Source organism: uncultured Shewanella sp., from assembly GCF_947501225.1.
Lineage (GTDB): Bacteria > Pseudomonadota > Gammaproteobacteria > Enterobacterales > Shewanellaceae > Shewanella.
Window position 1 is genome coordinate 94,846 of sequence record NZ_CANMUW010000010.1, and the last position, 20,706, is coordinate 115,551.

The 20,706-nt window shown below is 43.3% G+C and carries 18 protein-coding genes; 14 read left to right on the plus strand and 4 right to left on the minus strand.

The annotated features are described in order from the left end of the window. Positions 1-9: 9 nt before the first annotated feature. The gene (locus tag Q1B47_RS14750) at positions 10-1,239 is read left to right on the plus strand and encodes an OmpA family protein (protein ID WP_299795124.1); all 1,230 of its coding nucleotides are present in this window, start codon (positions 10-12) and stop codon (positions 1,237-1,239) included. An 80-nt stretch (positions 1,240-1,319) separates the two neighbouring features. Here the strand turns inward: Q1B47_RS14750 and Q1B47_RS14755 are convergent, their stop codons facing one another. Beyond that, positions 1,320-2,333: a helix-turn-helix domain-containing protein gene (locus Q1B47_RS14755; protein ID WP_299795126.1), complete on the minus strand. Its 1,014-nt coding sequence runs from the start codon at positions 2,331-2,333 to the stop codon at positions 1,320-1,322. A gap of 36 nt (positions 2,334-2,369) precedes the next feature. Further along, positions 2,370-3,968 (minus strand): DASS family sodium-coupled anion symporter, encoded by a 1,599-nt coding sequence (locus tag Q1B47_RS14760; protein ID WP_299795128.1) that lies wholly within the window; start codon positions 3,966-3,968, stop codon positions 2,370-2,372. 339 nt (positions 3,969-4,307) lie between these two features. Between Q1B47_RS14760 and Q1B47_RS14765 the strand changes: the two genes are divergently transcribed. The 12 genes from Q1B47_RS14765 to Q1B47_RS14820 all read left to right on the plus strand — a co-directional run bounded on the left by Q1B47_RS14765 (position 4,308) and on the right by Q1B47_RS14820 (position 18,122). Beyond that, positions 4,308-4,943 (plus strand): hypothetical protein, encoded by a 636-nt coding sequence (locus Q1B47_RS14765; protein ID WP_299795131.1) that lies wholly within the window; start codon positions 4,308-4,310, stop codon positions 4,941-4,943. A 13-nt stretch (positions 4,944-4,956) separates the two neighbouring features. Continuing rightward, positions 4,957-5,427 carry a CYTH domain-containing protein gene (locus Q1B47_RS14770; protein ID WP_299795133.1) on the plus strand — a complete coding sequence of 157 codons (471 nt, stop codon included), beginning with the start codon at positions 4,957-4,959 and terminating at the stop codon, positions 5,425-5,427. 16 nt (positions 5,428-5,443) lie between these two features. After that, entirely contained in the window at positions 5,444-6,769 is a 1,326-nt protein-coding gene (locus Q1B47_RS14775; RefSeq protein ID WP_299795135.1) for a hypothetical protein, read from the plus strand. A gap of 284 nt (positions 6,770-7,053) precedes the next feature. Further along, positions 7,054-8,409, plus strand: a complete 1,356-nt coding sequence (locus tag Q1B47_RS14780) for a porin (RefSeq protein WP_299795137.1) — start codon at positions 7,054-7,056, stop codon at positions 8,407-8,409. A gap of 9 nt (positions 8,410-8,418) precedes the next feature. Continuing rightward, a complete protein-coding gene (locus Q1B47_RS14785; protein ID WP_299795139.1) occupies positions 8,419-9,243 on the plus strand; it encodes a hypothetical protein in 825 nt (274 codons plus the stop codon). A gap of 81 nt (positions 9,244-9,324) precedes the next feature. Next, the gene (locus Q1B47_RS14790) at positions 9,325-9,993 is read left to right on the plus strand and encodes a DUF47 family protein (protein ID WP_299795142.1); all 669 of its coding nucleotides are present in this window, start codon (positions 9,325-9,327) and stop codon (positions 9,991-9,993) included. 12 nt (positions 9,994-10,005) lie between these two features. Then, the gene (locus Q1B47_RS14795; RefSeq protein ID WP_299795144.1) at positions 10,006-11,049 is read left to right on the plus strand and encodes an inorganic phosphate transporter; all 1,044 of its coding nucleotides are present in this window, start codon (positions 10,006-10,008) and stop codon (positions 11,047-11,049) included. Between the two features lie 975 nt (positions 11,050-12,024). Next, positions 12,025-13,851, plus strand: a complete 1,827-nt coding sequence (locus Q1B47_RS14800; RefSeq protein ID WP_299795146.1) for a hypothetical protein — start codon at positions 12,025-12,027, stop codon at positions 13,849-13,851. 123 nt (positions 13,852-13,974) lie between these two features. Beyond that, a complete protein-coding gene (locus Q1B47_RS14805) occupies positions 13,975-15,000 on the plus strand; it encodes a manganese-dependent inorganic pyrophosphatase (RefSeq protein WP_299795148.1) in 1,026 nt (341 codons plus the stop codon). A gap of 213 nt (positions 15,001-15,213) precedes the next feature. Next, on the plus strand, positions 15,214-15,876 hold the full coding sequence (adk, locus tag Q1B47_RS14810) for an adenylate kinase (RefSeq protein ID WP_299795150.1): 663 nt from the start codon (positions 15,214-15,216) through the stop codon (positions 15,874-15,876). A 414-nt stretch (positions 15,877-16,290) separates the two neighbouring features. Then, positions 16,291-17,412, plus strand: coding sequence for a hypothetical protein (locus Q1B47_RS14815; protein ID WP_299795152.1), 1,122 nt, complete (start codon positions 16,291-16,293; stop codon positions 17,410-17,412). Continuing rightward, entirely contained in the window at positions 17,409-18,122 is a 714-nt protein-coding gene (locus tag Q1B47_RS14820; protein WP_299795154.1) for a hypothetical protein, read from the plus strand. The genes Q1B47_RS14815 and Q1B47_RS14820 overlap by 4 nt, the downstream gene beginning before the upstream one ends. Positions 18,123-18,211: 89 nt before the next feature. On the opposite strand, the gene Q1B47_RS14825 is transcribed toward Q1B47_RS14820, so the two are convergent. Next, a complete protein-coding gene (locus Q1B47_RS14825; RefSeq protein ID WP_299795156.1) occupies positions 18,212-18,526 on the minus strand; it encodes an Arc family DNA-binding protein in 315 nt (104 codons plus the stop codon). Between the two features lie 287 nt (positions 18,527-18,813). On the opposite strand from Q1B47_RS14825, the gene Q1B47_RS14830 reads away from it, so the two are divergent. Continuing rightward, positions 18,814-19,815 (plus strand): HNH endonuclease signature motif containing protein, encoded by a 1,002-nt coding sequence (locus Q1B47_RS14830; protein WP_299795158.1) that lies wholly within the window; start codon positions 18,814-18,816, stop codon positions 19,813-19,815. 362 nt (positions 19,816-20,177) lie between these two features. On the opposite strand, the gene Q1B47_RS14835 is transcribed toward Q1B47_RS14830, so the two are convergent. Continuing rightward, positions 20,178-20,624, minus strand: a complete 447-nt coding sequence (locus Q1B47_RS14835) for a hypothetical protein (protein WP_299795160.1) — start codon at positions 20,622-20,624, stop codon at positions 20,178-20,180. Positions 20,625-20,706: the final 82 nt, after the last annotated feature.

Genomic DNA, 20,706 nt, shown 5'->3' on the forward strand with positions numbered 1-20,706 from the left:
AATATTTTTATGAATAACAAAACATTTAGCCCACTTTTCAGCGTCGCATTGGGGGCGCTTCTTTCTCCCCTTGCTGCGCAGGCTTCTAATCATGAATCTCAGGTTGAAGCTGAACATATGTGGTCACAAGGCTGGTACCTTGGTGGACAATTTGGCTTGGCTAAAACAGATGTCTCTGAAAATGGGTTAGATAAACTTTATGAGCAAGCCGGGATCAACGCCTCCAGCACAAAAGTTGATGACTCAGGGGCGAGTTATAGCCTGTTTTTGGGATATAAGTTTAATCAATATATTAGTTTAGAAGCGGGCTATACGGATCTTGGAGATCGAAGTGTCGAGTTCTCGGGTCAAGCGATAGACTTAGATGCTTATTATGATTTAGCCGAGAATGTGTATCCTGAAACTGCCGATGGCTTCTCATTGAGTGTATTGGGTACTTATCCTATCAGCGAACGCTTCAGTGTCACTGGTAAGCTGGGGTATTTTGATTGGGAAATGGATGCCGTCACCTCTTCTCTATCAGATGAGTCGGATACTCTGGGGGACGATTCGCGTTCAGGTTCGGGTGTCTGGTTAGGTGCCGAGTTAGGCTACCAAATCAATCATGATCTTCAGGCCTATGTCAGCTATCAGCATATGCCGCTGGATGCTGATGATGTGGGTGTGGTTTCCTTAGGTTTTCGATATTGGTTTGGCGCGTCAGAGTCTAAATCTACGGTAAATACCCAGGTTAAGGCTGCCACTTCACCTAAGTCGATAGTGCCTGTGGCTGTAAAAGATAGTGACAAAGATGGTGTGTTCGACGGGCAAGACCGATGCGCCAACACGCCGCAATCACATGTCGTCAATACTAAAGGTTGCACTGAGTTTGCTCCGAGAGTGGCGGAAATTAAGCTCACTGTTTTATATGAAAATGACAGTGATAAAATTGATGTCACTTACACAGATAAGATTCAGAAGTTAGCCGATTTTATCAATGAGTATGATGTAAAAGAGATCACCGTCTTTGGTCACACTTCGGCAGCGGGATCCCGAGAATACAACCAAAAGTTATCTGAGCGTCGTGCCGCGTCGGTGGCTGAGATGCTGTCGACAAACTTTCATATTTCAGCAGAGATCATCACAGTCGTAGGCAAAGGTGAGTCTGAGTTGATCAGCGAAAACCCCGATGATAACCGACGCATCGAAGTTTATCTCAACGAGGAGTTGAATCTGCCGGTTCTTAAACAGCCACTATAAGCGGCAATATGTTTAGTCTGTAAGGCACTCTAAATTCAGGGTATTGATTAATCGATGCCCTGAACTATCTCTACCTCCATCTATCTATACAGGTGACGGCTGAGCTCTATCACCTCAATGGCCGTTTTGCCTAAGGTATACCTTCCGGCAATCGCATATTGATGGTTGTAGCGCTTAAGCCATTTTTGCAGATTGTCGTTTAAGATTTCTATGTTTGATACCTTATTTCTCTTTAAGAATGGCGCGTAGAACTCACTGTGGGCCAGGCTCTGAAACCTGGCGGCGAGTCCATTAACGATAGGTCCGTTATAGGCCCTTTTCTGAATGTGATTAATGGAGGCTTCCTGAAGCAGAGCCTGAAATGGCTGGCTCTGTTTACCGCTGAATTCGGCGCCCCTGTCGGTTAAAATACTGTTGATGGGAATACCTTGCTCCTTATACCAGGGAAGTACCTGTGCCCGGAGAAAGTCGGAGGCCAGCTGTGAGCTCTTATCGAGAGAGGCCCGGGCATGTGAGTATTGGCTGTAGGCATCCATGCAGGTGTGTTGATAGACAGTGCCAAGCCCGGGAATATTGCCGACTCTAAAAGTATCCTGTACGCAGATATCACCGGGTCTCTGGCAGTCGAGTGCCCCTTCCTCCTGCTGCAGTTTGCAGGACTTTTCTATCTGGTGCTGAGCATTGAAGTCGAGCTCATTTTGCTGTCGCAGGCGGCTGTTCAGGGCGAGCAAGCGGTTGTGCTTAGTCTCAAGGTTATGACGCAGCCAGATGGTGCGTACCCCACTGGGGGATATGGTACATCCCCTCGCGGTTAGCAGCTCCGCCACCTTGGCCTGACCATAATTAGGATAGTCGAGTGCGATCTCTATGACCTGATCTTCCACTTCCTGTGAGACCCGGTTCTTAAGTGTGCTCTTCTTTCTCGACAGGTTGTGCAGTCCCTGTTCGCCGGCATTCTCGTACTGTTTCTTAAAGCGGTAATAGCTGTCCCGGCTGTAACCCATCATGTCGCAGGCTTTACTGATACTTCCAAGCTCTTTGGCTAGCTGCAATAGTGCCAGTTTACTGCGGATCTCGTTATGATTTGAATACATATCAGTTAACTCTGCAGTTTATGTTGGCTGCTTCATCTACCAGAACACGCCGTTGGGTGTGTAACCTAACCAATGAAACCAGGTTTCGCCTAAGATGACGCTAGTGATCCAGCCAATGGTTAGCATGGTAATACCGAACTTGAAGGTGTCACTCAGGGTATATTGATCTGTAGAGTAAAGCAGTAGCGCGGGCTTACTGTTAAATGGCAGCACATAGACATGCTCGATAAGCAGTGCAACGGGCAGGGCCAGGCTCATTATCGGGTAATCAAATCTTTGTGCTATGCCTATCGCAATCGGTACGAATAACATGGTTCGCATCGTCTTAGACTGAAAGACGAGTGAGCTGAACAGCATTGCGCCGGTTAGACCTATATAGAAGACCGAGAAGGGGGTATTGTCATTCAGTCCAAAGTACTCCAGACCGAAATTTACCGCAAGGTTTGGCAGATCAGTTTGTTTAAAGCCGGCACCTAGCGTATATGCACCCGCCGAGAACAGCAGAAGATGCCAGGGAACATCGACCTGGTTCCAGTTGACCACTCCAATACGTGGAGAGAGGGCGACAATGGCGCCGATAAAGGCGACAGCCGTTGCACTGATGCCGTGATGTTTATCGGTGGCCCAGAAAATCAGGATAGTGATAAAGATGACCAGTGCCTTTATCTCTCTGGTAGAGATGTTGCCCATCTTATCCAGCTCTTTCTTCAAGCGATCCATACCGCCTTCAATTTGTGGCAGGTGTTCCTCCGGAGAGAGGGGGAAAAACACCTTGGTCGCTAACAGCCAACCAACGATGATCATACACACAACCACGGGCAGGGCGACGATCATCCAGTCGGCGAAGAAAAAGCTGCCACCGATAGCACCGGCAATCAGGCTGGCCGCGAGCAGGTTCGCTCCCGATCCCGTGACAAATGCCCCAGCACACAAGTTTATCTGCAGCAGGTTCTGAAGTACCAGGTTTCTGCCGAAGTTATTCTTATTGTCTCCGCCGGTAGCGCCATATACCGCGGCGATAACCATAAATATTGGCATCAGGATGGCGGCTTTGGCGGTCGTGGCCGAGATAAATGCCGACAACACTAAGTTGATGACCATAAAGCTATAAAAAATCGGTGTGGCACTGGTCGCGAATTTACAGATAAACCACAGCGCAAATCGTTTGGCAGCGCCGGAGGCAACCAACATGGAAGCCAATATAAAAGAGAGAATATTCAACCACATAATTGGGTGGCCTAGTTGAGCATAAGCCACTTTTTCCGGCAAAACTCCCGTAAGCACCATAGTGATAATGACGATTAGTGAGGTCAAATAATTCGGAATCGCCTCCGTTATCCATAGGATGATGGCGGCGCAAAAAATGGCGAGCATGGCCTGTCCGTGCCAGCTGAATTCAATGTTACCTACATCCAGAAAGTGTTTAGAGGCCGTGGCGCTGAGCGTCGCAGGATCGAAGCTGGTAAGGAAAGTAGATGGTTCACCGACGAGTAGATAGATAAATGCGGCAATAGCGATCCAGATCCCTGATTGTTCCAGCCATTGTTCAAATCTGCTCTTACTCCGTATCGGTAGTTTTTCCATTCGATACTGGTTCATGTCTAAGGGATCGACATGTGCTTTTTTTTTGTTCATACCAGCCTAGCCTCTGTGACTTATTTTGATGTATTTAAACTGTAACGATAATCACAATTTAAAAACACGATCGAGATCAATGTTCTAACTTGCTAGTTTTTATTTAATCTTTTTTGGATTAATTTATTTATTCTTTGTGTGTGCTGCAAGCGGTTGTTTTTTAACGCTTAAAAGTCGGTGTAAAAATATTTTGTTTTATTTATGTCAGATCGAGTTAAAACTTTTATGTTTATAAGTTTGATCTAGATCGTGTTTTTTGAAGCGGTTAAAGAATAGCATGTAACTCGTTCATCAACACTATTCATCAACATTCATAAAACAATTTGATAAGGAAAGAACATGTCTGAGTTAAAGATTGGAGAGATCTCAAAGCCACGCTTCGAGTTTCGTACTTTTGGTCAGGATTTCAGCGTTGCAGCAGAGCGTATGGCGCGCTTATCGGTTCCGGTTCCGGAAAAAGTCTGGCGTCGTGAAAGCGATGAAATCTATATCATGTCCCGTACTAATGATTTGAATAATACGAAGATCCGTGACGGAAAGATGGATGTTAAAACCTATGTGCAAACCATCGATGGTCTTGAGCAGTGGGATCCCAAATTAAAAGCGGAATTTCCTATCTCAAAATCTCAGCTGGTTGAGGAGATTTTCCCCGCATTCATGGTAGAGCTCCCGGCGCTTGCTAAGTCTGAGTACTCTTTCGATGAGTTCATCTCGATTATCGATGCACACCCGGATCTACAAGCGGTTAAGATCCATAAAGAGCGTTATGGCTATATGGTAAACAACACGATTTGCGAAGTGGCTAACGTATTGGTTAACGGCGCCAGCATCGTGAGTGTAAACAGTGAGTCTGTTGAGCTGGACGATATTAAGAAGACGGTTGCAGATCTCCGGTTAGAGGGGGTGGAAAACATCAATTACTTGCAAGCCATCAAGCGTGTGATCGGCATGAAAAATCTTCCATTGGCAAACTAATAAGGGGTAAAAAATGGCGCAGGAGATCGAACGTAAATACCTGGTAAAAAATGATAGCTTTAAAGGTAAGGCCGTGAAGGCAGTGCGAATTATTCAAGGCTATTTGAGCAGTGTTCCTGAGCGTACGGTAAGGGTGCGTATTAAGGGGGATAAAGGGTTCCTGACAATTAAAGGGATAGGCAATGAGTCAGGAGCGTCTCGTTATGAGTGGGAAGAGCAGATACCAACGGCGGAGGCCGAAGAGTTGCTGAAGATCTGTGAGCCAGGCGTTATCGATAAGACACGTTATCTGATCGAGCATGCCGAGCATATTTTCGAGGTCGATGAGTTTTATGCCAGCAACGAAGGTTTAACGGTCGCAGAGGTGGAGCTCACCGATGAAGCGCAGGCTGTCGATAAGCCGGACTGGCTGGGTGAAGAGGTGACCGGAGATGTGAAATATTACAACTCAATGCTGATGAAGCAACCTTACACTCAGTGGTAATCAGGGCTATATAAATATGTTGTCGCTATCAATTGCCGATCAGTATCACCTGAAGATATCTGTAGAAATACCTCCGGAGCTGAAGACTCTGCAATGGAAAGTATTCCTCTTCTTCCCTGCAAAACTGGCACAGCATAGCGACAGCATGAGTAGCGCACTCTTCTATCGTAATCTGTTGCAACAGCAGAAGTTAGTAAAACTCGAAGCCGTCACCCATCAGGGGCTGGAGCACGATCTTTTGGTGTTAAGGCAAACGGCTTATGCGATGGCAAAGGTCAATAAAAGCCTCTACCGGAGTGCGCTCGCCGATCTTGTCGCAGCGAGTTTGGAGATGCTTACCGAAATGAGCGGCGATGAACTGCTCGAGTTTGCGACTTACCTTGATAAGTTTCATCAAATACATGACGATGAAGATCGCTTGACGCAGCGTAAGTTGTTTAAGCTTGCCGACCACCTCCTTCTCTACCACTATCATCAAGCGCTGCTGCAAGCAAAGCATGGTACGACCAAGGAGGAGAGGGGGCAGTATTCGCTGAGATTAAAAACTCTAACGGCCTATGCAGAAAGAGAAAATCTCAGACTAAGCCATGATACCGAGTTTGGCCGGGAGAAGTTACTTGACCGTTTACAGCTTGCCCAGCGAATTATTAATCGTCCCTATCAGCTCAGGCGTAAGATGCTGAACAGCAACGTGTTAGCCGAACAACTTATTTTCGGGTTTGCGGCGGCGTTTGCTATGGCGTTTGCCACGGCCGTTGCTTTTATCACTCAAAGGGCATTCGGTAACTTTTCAACGCCCTTCTTTTTCTCCCTGGTATTGTCATACATCTTCAAGGATCGCATTAAGGAGCTGGGAAGAAACTACTTGATGGAGAAGTATTTCGCCCACTACTTTCAACATCACTATCGTTTCTATAAAGGCAGTGAGTCTGAAGTGCTGTTCGATGCGAAGGAGACGCTATATCGGCTGAAGAGTCATCACTTTCAAGGCTTGTTGAAGAGGGTGCGTAAGGCATTCTCCTCCTCAGACAGTGGTGCGTTTAAAGAGGCGCTTGTATATCAGAGAGGCTATAGCGTTAATGTGAAAAAACGGCAATCAATAAATAGTAAGTTTGTTGATGATCTTACACTGAATTTCAGTGGTAGGTTACGCTCTTTGCCGAGAGTTATCAGGCGTCACTGGAGGGAGGCTGACAGAAGTATACAGGCCGTCAATGTTGAGCAGGTGCATCCAATCTATCTGGCGTTTGAGATAAAAACGGATGCCGAAACAAGCCACAAGATCTATAGGCTAACCGCCAGCAGGAAAGGGATTCATGGGTTGGTTGAGGCGATTGAGTAGCTCTTAAGCTATCTATCTATTCAGTTGGTGAGTACTTACCTTGTAACAGATACGGGGTTAGCTCAAGGCAGCTATGACTCTGCTGTCGATGTTCAATATTTCCATTAGTCAGGAATGGTGTACGGAAAAAATTAAATGCGCTAAAAAAGATTTGTACGATTAGATCGAGATTAGTTGAGCTGGATCACTTTATATTCTCGTTAGTAGTCGTAACCTATCAATAATGAAAATTAAACAAAGTTTGATCATGTACGTATAAAAATAAACTAATCGAGGATGTTCTCATGGCTAAAGCTAATGTTTCACGAATCTCAATTGTTGCGCTCGCTGTCTCTGCTTCACTTTTTTGTTTATCTGCCAATGCTGCCGCGTCGGAAAAAGAGCGAATTACTGAACTGGAAGAGCGTCTGGATATGCTCGAAGTCGAGCTTATCGAGGCTAAAGATGCCGCTTCGCAGGTTGACCGGGTTAAATTTTCCAAGAGCTCACCCAGCCCTGAACTAATCTCAAAAGATGGTCGTTCGACTCTGGAGTTTAAGGCTCGAATTCAAACAGATTTCGTTAGTGCCGATGAGCTATATACCGGTAGTAAGCGTGAATACGAGGATTCATTCAATGAAGCTAGCATCAGACGCATCCGTTTTGGTTTAGAGGGGTATTTCTCAAATGTATGGGAATACGAATTAGAACTTGATTTTGATGGTGTATCCGAAGTTGAAGTCAAGGATGCGAATATTGCCTATAAGGGGTGGGATAACTCTCAATTGACTTTAGGTTTCCAAAAGTTTGCCTTTGGTTTGGAGGCAACCGGAAGCTCTGCTCACCTGGCATTCTTAGAGCGCGCATCGACAGATACTTTCTCTCCGGATCGCGCTTTGGGTGTTCAGTGGCATTATGTTGGCAACAAGTACAACGTCACTCTAGGTTATGGAGTCAATGCTGGGTTCGATGATGACGATTTGAACTTTAAGCAAGACGTATTCAATGGTCGTTTTACTTCCGCCGTAATAGATAATGGTGAACACCTGCTTCATCTAGGTGCCAGTGCGTTGTTTGTGAATAACAACGAAGCAATTCAAGAGACACGTTACCGTGCAAGACCCAATACTAAAGCCAGTGGAAGAACTATTGATACCGGTAAGTTTGATGCCGAATCACTTCAGCATTATGGCGCCGAGCTTGCGTATCAGCACAAGAACTTCCTGCTGCAAGCCGAATATGTAACAGGAATGGCGGACCAAGTGGATGAGCCTGATCTGTCTGAGGTCACCGTAGACTCATACTACCTCCAGGCTATCTATACCTTAACCGGTGAAATGTGGAAGTACAGCGGGAAAAAAGGGAAATTTAAAACAGTTAAGCCTGATAATGCCATCTCAGCCGGCGGTTATGGAGCATGGGAGCTGGCACTGCGGGTCGACCAAGCCAATTTTGACGACGTGGACGCTGATATTTATGGCGGTAAGAAAACAGACTATGTCCTTGGTGTTAACTGGTATCTGGAGAATAACTTAAAGGCTCAATTCAACTATGTACATACGACAGCTGATTACAAGAAGCCTTATGAAGATATCAACGGCAATATGATGTATGACCAAGATGCGAATATCTTCCAGGCTCGTTTACAGTTTGCTTTCTAAGGTGGAGTTATGAGAAACAATTTAATGTTAATTGGCTTAGTTAACCTTTGCCTCAGTTCAAGCGCATATGCTTTGTCACCTCAGGAGTTCACCTCACTCGAGTATCACGTCAACACTGGGGTGGGTAAGACGTTACCCTATGCAGCCAAAACGCAGACATCAGCGTTTAAGCAGGCGTTTAGTTTTATCGAGTTTGATGATGAGTTATCTCAAAAGCTTGTGACCTATATTGATACACCAGACAGAGCATTTAAGGCGGAGCATATTCAGATCCGTGTACGTGAGCATGTGACTAAGCCGCGCAAGAGTAAGATCACTGTCAAATTAAGAGCGAAAGATCCTCAAGGGTTTGGTGAGGTAACAAACTATAAGAAGGCTGAGATCGACTATACCGAAGGCAAGGCGGCATATAGTGTCAGTTATGATATTCCCTATTCTCCCGGTGATATCGATGTAAAGAAGTTGGATATGGAACTTGTTTTCAACCGGCTAAAAAAGGAGAAAGTTGTCTGGGATATGCTTGGTCCAATTTATGAGAAAAATAAGCAACAATTTATCCAGACGGTTGTGATGCGTACCAATGAATGGGAAGGAACCCTTAAAGATGATCGCTTCAGCAATCTGGAAATTGATTTTCAACTCTGGACCCCCTATTACCGTAAACCACGGGTAACATTTACCGAGTTTTCCTTTAAGGGGCATGTGAGTGACAAGGCGAAGCTTGAGGAGGCGTACCAGTTCCTCTATCAGAAGGTACAAGAGGTTGGCCTTTCTAGTGGTCATAAAGGCTCCAAAACAAAAGCAACATTCAAAATGACGGAGGGATTTAAGTAGGTCCTTCCCAGAAGGTCAGGTTTGCTCCCTATTCCTGCCTGACCTTCACCCCCCCCATTCTAATAATATAAAGGAGATACCATGTTTGGCTTTTCTCGAGTCACCTCTTTACTTTCTCAAAGCAAGTCTACCGAAGCGAGTATTTATACATTTATAGAGCAGGTAACATTATCCCACCATACATTTGTTCAGTTATGGAAAGCCTATTTAAGACATGGCGCAGACAGTGAAGAATTTAAAGCGACATTAAATGAACTACAAAGAATTGAACAGCACGCAGATAATTTAAAAAGAGAAATTGAAAATACCTTATATAGAAAGACTTTAATTCCTGATCTTAGATCTGATGTCGCTTCATTAATAGAATTAACTGACAGGCTTATAAATAAACAGGAGACGATTGGTCTTCATCTGGATATTGAAAAACCGTTAATACCTGCAGAAGTCGAAGAGGATCTATTACTGTTGATAGATGTTGTCGGCGAGACTATTGATCATGCACTTTTATGTGCAAATAGTTTTTTCACCGATCTTCAGCGTGTTCAGGAGTATCACAAGAAGACAATTATGTTTGAAAGTGATGCGGATAAAGTGTGCACACGAGCGAAAACCATACTGTTTGAAACAGACCTGCCTCTGATAAATAAGGTTCAGCTGCGTTACTTCTTTGATCGAATCGATCAGGTGGCCAACTTAGCCGAAGATATCAGTGATCGCATCTCTATTTTCACACTCAAACGTGTTCAGTAGAGGGCGGATTCGATGGATATTGCTATTTGGGTTTTCCTCTCCAGTGGTCTGTTTCTGGGATGGTCACTTGGGGCAAATGATGCCGCGAATGTGTTCGGTACCGCCGTAGGTACCAGAATGGTCAGGTTTTCCACCGCCGCATTAATCTGTTCGGTGATGGTGATCTTAGGGGCGGTAATTAGCGGAGCAGGCGCATCACATACCTTAGGTGCTCTGGGGAAAGTGTCTGCTATCGGTGGTGCCTTTACCGTTGCGCTATCGGCCGCAACTACGGTTTATCTGATGACAAAGTCCGGGCTGCCAGTCTCTACGGGTCAGGCTATCGTTGGCGCGATTATTGGCTGGAACCTGTTCAGTGGTATGGCCACGGATCCTAAGGTGTTGAGTAAAATCCTTAGCACCTGGATCATGTGTCCTATCCTGGCAGCAATAACGGCTGTGTTGTTGTACAAACTGGTTGCGGCATCAATAAACTGGTTTCGCCCCGGCCTGTTTCAATTGGATAATTGGACCCGCATCGGCTTGATTGTTGCTGGCGCGTTCGGCTCCTACAGCCTGGGAGCAAACAATATCGCCAATGTTATGGGGGTCTTCGTGTTGAGCACACCTATCGACGCTTCGAGTTGGATGGGAATCGAGTTCAGCCCGGCGATGCAGCTGTTCTTTATCGGTGCGGTCGCGATCAGTATTGGTGTATTTACCTATTCCAAGAAAGTGATGCTCACGGTTGGTGATAATCTGATCCCTATGACGCCGATAACGGCCTGGGTTGTCGTCATGGCTCACTCGATAGTGTTATTTATATTCTCCTCCCAATCTCTGTCCAACAGTTTTGTAGAACTTGGACTGCCGGCAATCCCTCTGGTACCGGTATCCAGTTCGCAGGCGGTTATTGGTGCCGTTATCGGTATTGCCCTGTTAAAGCGTTTACCTATCAGGTGGGGAGTGTTATCTCAAATATTAATGGGTTGGATTATTACACCAATACTGTCAGCACTTGCCTGTTTTATTGGATTGTTTATAGTTCAAAATCTATTTAATCAGGTTGTTGTTTAATTATGTTTATATTTAAGTTGTTCACAGTTTAGTTAGATTCATGATTTTTTATTTTTATCTTGGCTTATATTGTGCTCTAGGGGTTTTAAGTGCGTTGACAGCCTGTTGTTTGATGCTGTTAATATTATTTAATTTTTGGCTTGTTTGAGTTTATATTGTTATTAATTAATTTGTTTCTAGATTGATGGGGGGGGAATTGGGGTGGATTTATTGTTATCTATAATGAATCATTAATTTAAACTCATATTTGTTGTGATAATAGTTTTATTCTTTGATATTAAATATGAAGTGTAGATCGAAACTGCCAGCTTCTGTCTTCTAGTTTTTATTTTGCGACCTCAATTTTCAACTGCTATTTCGGTGAGCCGTCAGATTCAGTGAGGCTTAAGGGTGAACGAGCAGTGCACTGATTGATCGTGGAGAGTAAGGAAAGGTTGTCGTTGGAATATAACCTTGTGGTGATATTGGCAAGGTGACAATGCCCTATGGAGCAATCTGTATTGCAGCACATTTTCAATGTCGTGCTTACAGAACCGTGAACACATTGATAACTGTACTCAGTCGAGGCTTTTTTAGTTCATACAAAGTGCTGGCTTTTGGTTGTCGTTCTTTGATGTTTATGAGCTTTTAAACCAATACGTTATAAGTTGATTTTGATTACCATGATTTGTACGATTTAATCAAAACTTTTGATCGTTATCACTGTTTTGATTCCTGTTAGGTATATGCTAATTACATGGTTAAAAATGAATCAAAACAGGTTCATTTGACCAACATTGTGAATGCCTTCAGGTGGGAGGACGATGAGATGAATAGGTGTGCAATTCCAATAAGATCATGCACCGGGTAAATGCTCTCATTAGGCTTCCATAAAGCAGCGACAACGACGGTCGCAGAGCTGGCGTTCACCGGAGAAGTTAACGTTTTAATCGACTTTTACTATCGACTTTTTAGTATCGTTCAAGGAAATGAGCTATGAGATCACGTCTACTCGCACTATCTGTTCTACCCTTTGCCTTTAGCGCTATCGCTTCAAGCAGTTTAGACACGCTTTATGGCCCTGTTATGCCGCCAGCCTACATTAAGGCTTACGAAGTAAATAACCATCATCAGATCGCGTTGAACCCCTACCTTCAAGTCGGTAATGCCGATAACCCTATCGTTCTGGACGAGGGGGAGGGTTACGTTTGGGTTATCGATAAGGACGGCAACTTTGTTATTGCCCCTGAGGTAACCTCTCCCTGGGGGAGAAAATACAAAGAGGGCATGATGCGCATCGAAGATGGCAAGCCTAAGAAGTGGGGTTATAAAGAGAAATATGGACACACGGCTCTGATCGGTGGCAGTAAGGCTCGCATAGGTGGTGAGCTGGAGATGGAAAACGGCCAATGGATTATCAATAATAAATCCGGACGCTACAACAAGCGTCGTCCCGGTCGTACCGAAGAGGCACTGCATAATGCGGGGGAACTGCTGATAGCGATAGCACCACAGATCTCTGAGCTGGGTTATGAATATAAAAAAGATTATGGGCCGGCTAAACCTATCTCCTTAAGGGATATGAAGGACATAGAGTGGCATTACATGATCGATGATAAATACTTCTGGGATGCGGAAGGTAAGAAGTTGGGCAAGGCGTTCGTTGAGAAGACACCTTTCATCAACTGGCGTGCTAAGGTCAAGTTCAAAGAGGGGTTCTATATGGATACCCAGGACCGCTTCCTCAAGAGTCAGAATGAGATTTTCCGTGTTCGTCTAGATGTCAGTAAGCCACGCAAGTCAAAGTTTACCCACAAGATGCGCTCATGGGATGTTGCCGATTTGAAACCTATGATCAATGGCGAAGGGGAGGTGGATGTCTCTATCGGTGGCGACCAATACAGTCTGTCTACCGATGTCGGTTTTAACTTCCTCAATTTTGACTTCTATAACGCTGACTCACAAGAGATTTTCGAATACCTGATGTTTGCGGATCGCCGTTCATACAAGCAGATGACGCCATTGATGCGTTATGGTGCCGACAAGGTATTAAAGACCGACATCATGCGCCAATCTAAGTATAAAGGCTGGATCAATACCGGTCCCTTCGAAGGTCAGGAGGTCGAAATTCAGATCTGGAAGAAGATCATCGAGCCCGGCAAGTTTGGTAAAGAGGGGAAGTACGGTAAGCCGTTACTGCTGGAAATTGGTTTCGAAGGCAAAACCAAGAACCGAGAGGACCTCAACAAGCTAAACAGCTGGCTCTACGGCAAGTTGAAACAGGCAGGTCTGCTGGCTGAAGATCAGTCTCAATCCAAAACTGAGATCGCGTTTGCCGTCAGTAAGCGTTTTAACGCCAAGAAGCAGCCTAAGACTCCGGATGTCACTCCTGAGGTTAAGATTGCCGCGCTTGATGGCATCAAGACCCGTAACCTCGATGGCAGCATCAATGTGAAGACTAACGGCGTTAAGCAGACTATTGCAGGCGAGAAAGGTGTTCAGGGTGAGGTGTATCAAACGGCTTTGAATGATGAGCCACTTTCGGTAGTCGTGTTGGGTGGTAAGGGCAACATGAAGCAGGCTTTTGCAAAAGTGGTGGGGGCTAAAGGCAAGTTGTTGGTGGCCGTAGCTCAAGGCTCCTCTTTGGATAACGCTAAAAGCCGGGCAAAGATTGCCGCTGAGTTAGACGGTGGTAATTCACTGAAAGGCTATGAGTTATTGGGTGATACCGCAAGAGATTACCTTAAGCCTATCATCAAGAAGAATATGGATATTAAGGCTCGCAGCAATCAGCACTACTACTGGACCGGTGTTGCAGAGTAGCTGAAATCCCAGCTCTGGGGGAGGGGGCAACCCTTCCCTATACACCAGGTATCTAAGTCCGGTCAGGCTTAAGGAGTTCGGCCGGAACTCAAATAAGAAAATAATTAATTACGGGGAAGTATCATGACTTTTCATCGTTTAACACTCGTTGCGCTATCATTAACTGCGGCCATGGCATTACCTTGTCAGAGCGCCGACCTCGACCTTTCACTCAATGCACAGCCTATCTCATCCGATACGCTTTGGTTTGGGCACACGACCCCTGATACCGATACCATTGTTTCGGCCATCGCTGCCGCCGAAGTCTACGGTGGACAGGCCCGCAGTACGGGGAAGTTAAATAAAGAGACTCAATTTGTATTGGATCAGCTAAATGTAAAAACACCACCACTGGCCAGAAACCTGGAAAACGCCAAGGTGGCATTGGTAGATTTCAACCAGACGACACAACTGATGAAAGGGGTGGAGCAAAACAATATCCAGGCGGTGATAGACCACCATGCCCTGAGAGATAACCCTATCTCACTGTCGGCACCTATCAGCATCAATATTAAGCCCTGGGGCTCGGCGGCCACCATCATTGCCGATGATGCCCTGGATCATGGTAAGACGCTCTCAAAAACCATGTCCGGCCTACTGCTCGCGGGCATCCTGTCGGATACGCTAAACCTTAAATCAGTAACCACGACGCAACGTGACAGGGAGCTGGTTAAGACGCTTTCGGCAAAGGCAAACCTTAACCCCGATGAGTTTGCCCAGGGCATGTTCAGGGCAAAATCGGATCTGTCGGATGTCAGTGGATATGACATAGTCGTCGGGGACTACAAGAACTATACGGTTAATGGCAAGGAGATAGGGTTTGGCGTTGCCGAAGTGCTGGACTCGAGCGAGTTGCTTGGGCGTGTAGATGAGCTGCGCGGGGCTATGGCGAAGGCACGTAAGAATCAGAAACGGGAGCAGATCTTCTTCGCTATCGTCGATATGCAGAAGAAGACCGCCTATGTAATCACCAACAGCGATAGCGAGGCTAAGACAGCCACTAAAGCCTACGGGGTGAAACAGAACAGTCAGGGCATTTTCGTGTTGGAGGACACTCTGTCCCGTAAGAGACAGATGATGCCGGCGATTAAGAGGGCGTTAGCCAATTAAAATGTGGCCACATATAGTTTTTTGAGCCATCAAAAAACTGGCAGGAAAGAGTGGATTCTGATTGCACTAAGGGTCCACCTCAAAAGTAATATCACTCCGACTCCATCTCATTGAACAGGGCGGCTATGTCACTCAGGCCGCCCTATATCTGAATTTAGTCAAACATTTAACCAACAGCTTAATAAGAAGCTTAGAAAAGAGGACAATTATAAGATGCGTATCATGCTATTAGGCGCACCAGGTGTAGGTAAGGGAACTCAGGCACAATTCATAAAGGAAACATATGGTATTCCGCAGATATCGACGGGAGACATGTTGCGTGCAGCCGTTAAGGCACAAAGTCCGCTGGGAATAGAGGCTAAACAGCTGATGGATTCAGGTCTGTTAGTTCCGGACGAGCTTATCATAGGCCTGGTAAAGGAGCGTATCGCTGAGGACGATTGCAGTAAAGGTTATCTGCTTGATGGCTTTCCGCGCACCATACCCCAGGCCGATGCTATGGTAGCCAACGGAATCAAGATTGACCACGTGGTTGAGATTGATGTGCCCGATGAAGAGATCGTGAAGAGAATGGCTGGCCGACGCATCCACCCGGGATCGGGCCGTGTCTATCACACTGTTTATAAGCGACCTGAGGTCGAAGGCAAAGATGACCTGACCGGTGAGGCGTTGATTATTCGTGCAGATGATGAGGAGAGCACGGTAAGAAGCCGGTTGGAGATCTATCATCAGCAGACTAAGCCACTGATAAAGTACTATGGCAAACTGGCTGAGTTTGGCAAGCTGACCTATAACAAGTTTGACGGCACCCAAAGCGTTGCCGATGTCAGTGCAGCCATAGTTAAAGCGCACCAGGCGTTTGCACCGGCCATCTGATAACGCTTGCTGCTCTGCCCGCTAAATGAAACAAAGCCTCGATAAATCGAGGCTTTGTGTTTTTAAAGAGGTTTAGCGGAGAACTATTTACTCTACGTTCTGGATCTGAATATTGCTTATTGTTATTTTGCTCTTTGTTATCAGTACGTTTGTTGTTTTATGTATGTTCTTGGTTTACTCTGCCCACCATCGTGCCCACCATCGTGCCTACCATTAGTAGAACAAAATGTGTGAAACGAATTTTCTTGAGCTTGGGGCGATGCTCTATATTGGTGGCATTATTTCATGTGACAAGAATTTCTAGAAATTTGTTAGGTTTATCATTTAAACATCGCCAATTCATGTGTAGAATCTTGATGTGAATAGAGGTTGAAAATCAACCATTTTCCTAACTCAACAGACAAGGAATGTTAAATGCGTTTGCATACCCTGAACCCAAATCAGAAGTATTGGGTTGTACGCCCAGGCGAGAATGGGCGTTATTTTGAGCATTTTCGTGAAAATAATATTATGTGCTTAGGGCATATGGATGCAGTTCCTGTTGAGTCAGAAGGCTTTGTTGGTGCTAATAGTTTAGAGAGAATTGAAAGTGAGATTCGGGCACTAGAGAATAAGAAAAATCTCGATGACAGAGAATCAGCAAGTCAGCTATCAAAGAAATTATCTCAAGTGCGTACATTCGTTGATGATATGTCTGTTGGTGATATTGTTTTTACCTTGGATTCAGATCGAATTTTACTTGGAACTATTAAATCCCAAGCCTTTGTTGATACAACGCCTCTTCGAGGTGCTGAAAGTAGAAGAGCTTCAGCGACCTTTTTGAATTATAAACTTCGACGATTCGTTGAGTGGGAGTTTCCTAAGCCGAGGCAAGGTATCCCATTGGTGGTTCGTGTTAGTTTGGCAGCTAATCAAACAGTTTTTTCTCTAGAAAATCATAAGTTGATGCTAAATCACTGGCTATTTAGTATGTTTCAGTTAGATGAAAAAATATATTTTTCTACTAAGTTGTCAGAAGATGAAGGGATAAGTCAGTTTCATGTGACTGAGTTTCAAAGGATGATTCAAAAGCTTGAGTTGCTTTCAGGGCTTATACAGTCAGGAGAAATTAATAATGATAGTATTTTGGATGACACCCTAGTAAATAGAGTTGAATCTGAGTATGTCGTCAAAGGTTTAAAAGCAGAGTTTACGCTCACTACTAAAAATGTGTTTATGTCTCCTGGAAATATTTGGAGTGAAATGAATGCGGATAAAACAAGAGCTGCAATCTTTTCGATGCTACTTTCCACATTTTTTTCAACAAGTGTTGATGCGGAAGAATATGTAGCTTTAAGTGAAGATGTTAGAAATGTTACGCTCAAGGTTGCTGAGAAATTTAATGAACATTCTAAGTTTGATATTTTTAAATCTTCCATTGGTGCGAGTTTGGATAAACCAAATAAAGGCATTCCTGCTATAAAAGTTACTAGTAAAATCCCAGAGAACGAAATTATTTTTCCAGAGGATAATGAAGAGGGGGTTACCGGGTTATGATTGCTTTAATAGCATTAGTTCTAGTATTACTAGTCCTAGCTGTTTATATAGCGGTTGTAAAAAAACTAGGGGCGCAGGGGGAAAAATACTCTGCATTTGCTTCAGCATTTCAACATCTGTTTGTTGTTATTTCAATAATATTCACTGCAGCTTGGACATTGCAAACTTTCGATGTTTTAAACCAAAAAGAAAAGGCGGAGGCTGACTTAAAAGAGTTGCAAGAAAGAATTAATAATACTGAATCAACAAATATAATAATTGATACTCAAGTCGTTGATTATGTAGTTAATAAGGAAAGGGAACGAGGCGTTATCATTGATGTAACAATAAAAAATCAAGGTAAATCAAAAGTATCATTTGATCTTTCTAATTCGCCATTAAAAATATACCAAGTTGAAGCTTCTGGAGTAAAAATAGGTAGTAAAGAGGTACTTAAACCCAAACTTTACAGGGACTTGGCTGAGTTAGGTCGAGGTGGTGCTAAACCAAAAGGCAAAAACGTTCCTATAGATAGGTGGATTTCGTTGGCCTCATCGGAAAGAACATTGAGCTACTTTGTTACTTTAAAAGAAAGTGAAATGTATTACATAGTATTTTCTTCTAAAGCTATAGGTATGCAATCTATTGATGCGGAATGCCATGGTGAATCTGAATCAGAGTGTGATTGGTTTGTGTCAAAATATTTTTTTGTTGGTGGAAAAAATAGATAACCGATTAACTGGCCAAAATGTATCTTATTCTGAAAAACAGAACTTAGATTGACTTGGTGATTTTCTACGTATATTAATCACATTTACTTCTACTTTTCCTTTAACTCTTTAATTTTCATATCTTTATATCCTGAGCTTTTACCTGACCCGTAATTGCCAAAAATAACAGAATCCTGTAATTTGTTAAGTATTTCATGATGCTTTTTTGTTTCTTCTAATATTGTGTCAATTTTTTCTGAAAATTTAGATTCATATGTGTCTTCTGCTTGATGTTTCAAGCTGAATTCAAGTCTAGAAGTAATCTCAGCGTTAAGGCTACGTTTATTAGCCTTAGATGCTTCCTCCAGGTCAGATTTTAATTCATGCGGAATTCTGATCCGCATTTGATGGTGCTCTCTGCTCATGACTTACCTCTCATAGTTAGTCTGTCATTTTACCAAAATTTTTACTTGACAGCAATTGTCACACGGTGTGACAATTGCTGTCAGTTGCGTTATTTGATGAAAGTGGGCTCTGATATTTTAATTTTTGTTGTTTTAAGTTGTTAATATGTTGGCTTTTAACTTAAAAAAAGGGGGGGAGGATGCTTATAGAGAAGCTATGTAAGTCTTGTGGCAGTATGTTGAATATTTCAAATTTTTACCGTTCAAAGATTATTAAGGACGGTTTTGTTAATAAGTGCAAAAACTGTATGAAAAAACAAGCAAGTAAAAGGCATAAACATACTTGCATGCAGTGTAAGTCTGATTTTACAAGCTCTATAGCAATCTCAAAGTACTGTTCCTCTTCATGCTCTGTGAATGCTAGAAGAAAGAGGGTTGAAGTTGAATGTGCATTTTGTAAAGCCGCAATAGAAGTGATGCAATGCAAAATTAGAATGCATAAAAAGTTTTATTGCGATAAGACCTGTAAAGCAGAAAACCAAAGGCTAATGGTCGGGAGTGCACATCATAACTACAATAGAGTTGAATATAGCTGTGATGGGTGTAATAAACTAATAGATGTTGTCCCTAACCGTATCGAAAGGCAAAAATATATTTTCTGTTCTAAAGGTTGCTTTAAAAGTAATGTTGGTAAATTCTATTTAGGTGAGAATAATGGCAATTATATTAAGTCGATAAGTAAAATTTGTCCAGAATGCGCTCGAGACTTTGAAAGAAAACCAGGGCAGTTTGAGCATAATGTCTCATATTGCTCGAGAGAGTGTTATTTTACATCACGACGAAAACTTGATTTAAAAATTGATAGAGTGCAGTTGACTTGCCCTTGTTGTAAACAGTTGTTCAAAAGGTTACCTTCGCAGATAAAAGGTAAAAAGAACATCTATTGCTCTAAACAATGTAAAAATGTTGACCATGGAAAAATATATTTCGGTAGTTCTCACCCTAGATTTAATGCGGAGCTGACAGATGATGAAAGGGTGGACAGAAGAAAGTCTAATGAATATTATATTTGGCGTGAGAAAGTTTACGCGCGTGATAATTATACGTGTCAATGTTGCAAAGATAATAAAGGTAAAAACTTAAATGCGCATCATAAGTATAGTTATAGAGATAACGAAGACCTTAGGACTGTTTTGAGTAATGGTGTTACTCTCTGTAAGCGTTGTCACAGTAAATTTCATGATATATACGGGTATGGGAATAATACAAAAGAGCAGTTTGATGTTTTTTTAAAGGTGTATGGAAACTAGGTGATGTGATGGGGGCTGCTCCCAATGAAAAACCTAGCAGTTCCCCTGCATGAGTAGGGCCCTTAGTTGCTTACACTTGCTTGATATATTTATATATTAGTTAGTAATAATGCTATTGAATAACTTGATGTTTGCGCTGCTTCCTTACTTTTTTTGCTCACGAACTAATGATTGAACATTCCTTTTCCTGATGGGGGCGGCCTGAAGCTGATGTTGCCAGCATCTGGATAGTTATCTGGTCGGGTCTTCTATTCATTTAGAATTGTTTTGTAACCCTCCTTATTTTTAAATAAGAAGGGTTACAGTGGCTATAGATGAGTATAACAGCTTGAGTAATTTGATTACTTTATTCTATTGAATAGTTATATATCGCCACACTTTATCGTTAGGCTGTGATTGTTTTCATCTACAAGTTCGGTTACCAGCATAAGCTCAGATGACAGTTGAGTATATTTTTCTTCATCCAATCTAGGCCACATATTCTTAGCTAGTTTTTCCGTTGGGAAGAAGTTGGTTGTTACCTTGTGTAATGAATTACATTGTTCTTGTGTAAGGTATTTCGACTTACCGCTAAATGAAACTTTTAGTCCAAGCCTGTTGTTTTGCTCAATGACTGATGTGTTGTAAAAATCGAATTTGGTATTTTTAATTGAGTCACCTTTTGCTTTTTGTGTTGTAAATGCAGAAAAAATTTCCAACTGCATTTTTCCAAGATCGTACTTCGTTGCTGGTGTTTCTTTTAGTTCATCTAGCACACCAGCATTAACTGAAAATGTAGCTGCTAAAAATAGAGTTAAGAATAGTCTCATTTACTGCTCCAATGTTTTTAATGTAATTGGCTAGATATTGCCTACATAGGTAATATCTAGCCATACTTGGTCTTGTGAGGTA

Coding starts and splice junctions, on each gene's coding strand:
- Q1B47_RS14750 (WP_299795124.1), top strand. CDS start 10: ATGAATAACAAAACATTTAGCCCACTTTTCAGCGTCGCATTGGGGGCG.
- Q1B47_RS14755 (WP_299795126.1), bottom strand. CDS start 2,333: ATGTATTCAAATCATAACGAGATCCGCAGTAAACTGGCACTATTGCAG.
- Q1B47_RS14760 (WP_299795128.1), bottom strand. CDS start 3,968: ATGAACAAAAAAAAAGCACATGTCGATCCCTTAGACATGAACCAGTAT.
- Q1B47_RS14765 (WP_299795131.1), top strand. CDS start 4,308: ATGTCTGAGTTAAAGATTGGAGAGATCTCAAAGCCACGCTTCGAGTTT.
- Q1B47_RS14770 (WP_299795133.1), top strand. CDS start 4,957: ATGGCGCAGGAGATCGAACGTAAATACCTGGTAAAAAATGATAGCTTT.
- Q1B47_RS14775 (WP_299795135.1), top strand. CDS start 5,444: ATGTTGTCGCTATCAATTGCCGATCAGTATCACCTGAAGATATCTGTA.
- Q1B47_RS14780 (WP_299795137.1), top strand. CDS start 7,054: ATGGCTAAAGCTAATGTTTCACGAATCTCAATTGTTGCGCTCGCTGTC.
- Q1B47_RS14785 (WP_299795139.1), top strand. CDS start 8,419: ATGAGAAACAATTTAATGTTAATTGGCTTAGTTAACCTTTGCCTCAGT.
- Q1B47_RS14790 (WP_299795142.1), top strand. CDS start 9,325: ATGTTTGGCTTTTCTCGAGTCACCTCTTTACTTTCTCAAAGCAAGTCT.
- Q1B47_RS14795 (WP_299795144.1), top strand. CDS start 10,006: ATGGATATTGCTATTTGGGTTTTCCTCTCCAGTGGTCTGTTTCTGGGA.
- Q1B47_RS14800 (WP_299795146.1), top strand. CDS start 12,025: ATGAGATCACGTCTACTCGCACTATCTGTTCTACCCTTTGCCTTTAGC.
- Q1B47_RS14805 (WP_299795148.1), top strand. CDS start 13,975: ATGACTTTTCATCGTTTAACACTCGTTGCGCTATCATTAACTGCGGCC.
- adk (WP_299795150.1), top strand. CDS start 15,214: ATGCGTATCATGCTATTAGGCGCACCAGGTGTAGGTAAGGGAACTCAG.
- Q1B47_RS14815 (WP_299795152.1), top strand. CDS start 16,291: ATGCGTTTGCATACCCTGAACCCAAATCAGAAGTATTGGGTTGTACGC.
- Q1B47_RS14820 (WP_299795154.1), top strand. CDS start 17,409: ATGATTGCTTTAATAGCATTAGTTCTAGTATTACTAGTCCTAGCTGTT.
- Q1B47_RS14825 (WP_299795156.1), bottom strand. CDS start 18,526: ATGAGCAGAGAGCACCATCAAATGCGGATCAGAATTCCGCATGAATTA.
- Q1B47_RS14830 (WP_299795158.1), top strand. CDS start 18,814: ATGAAAAAACAAGCAAGTAAAAGGCATAAACATACTTGCATGCAGTGT.
- Q1B47_RS14835 (WP_299795160.1), bottom strand. CDS start 20,624: ATGAGACTATTCTTAACTCTATTTTTAGCAGCTACATTTTCAGTTAAT.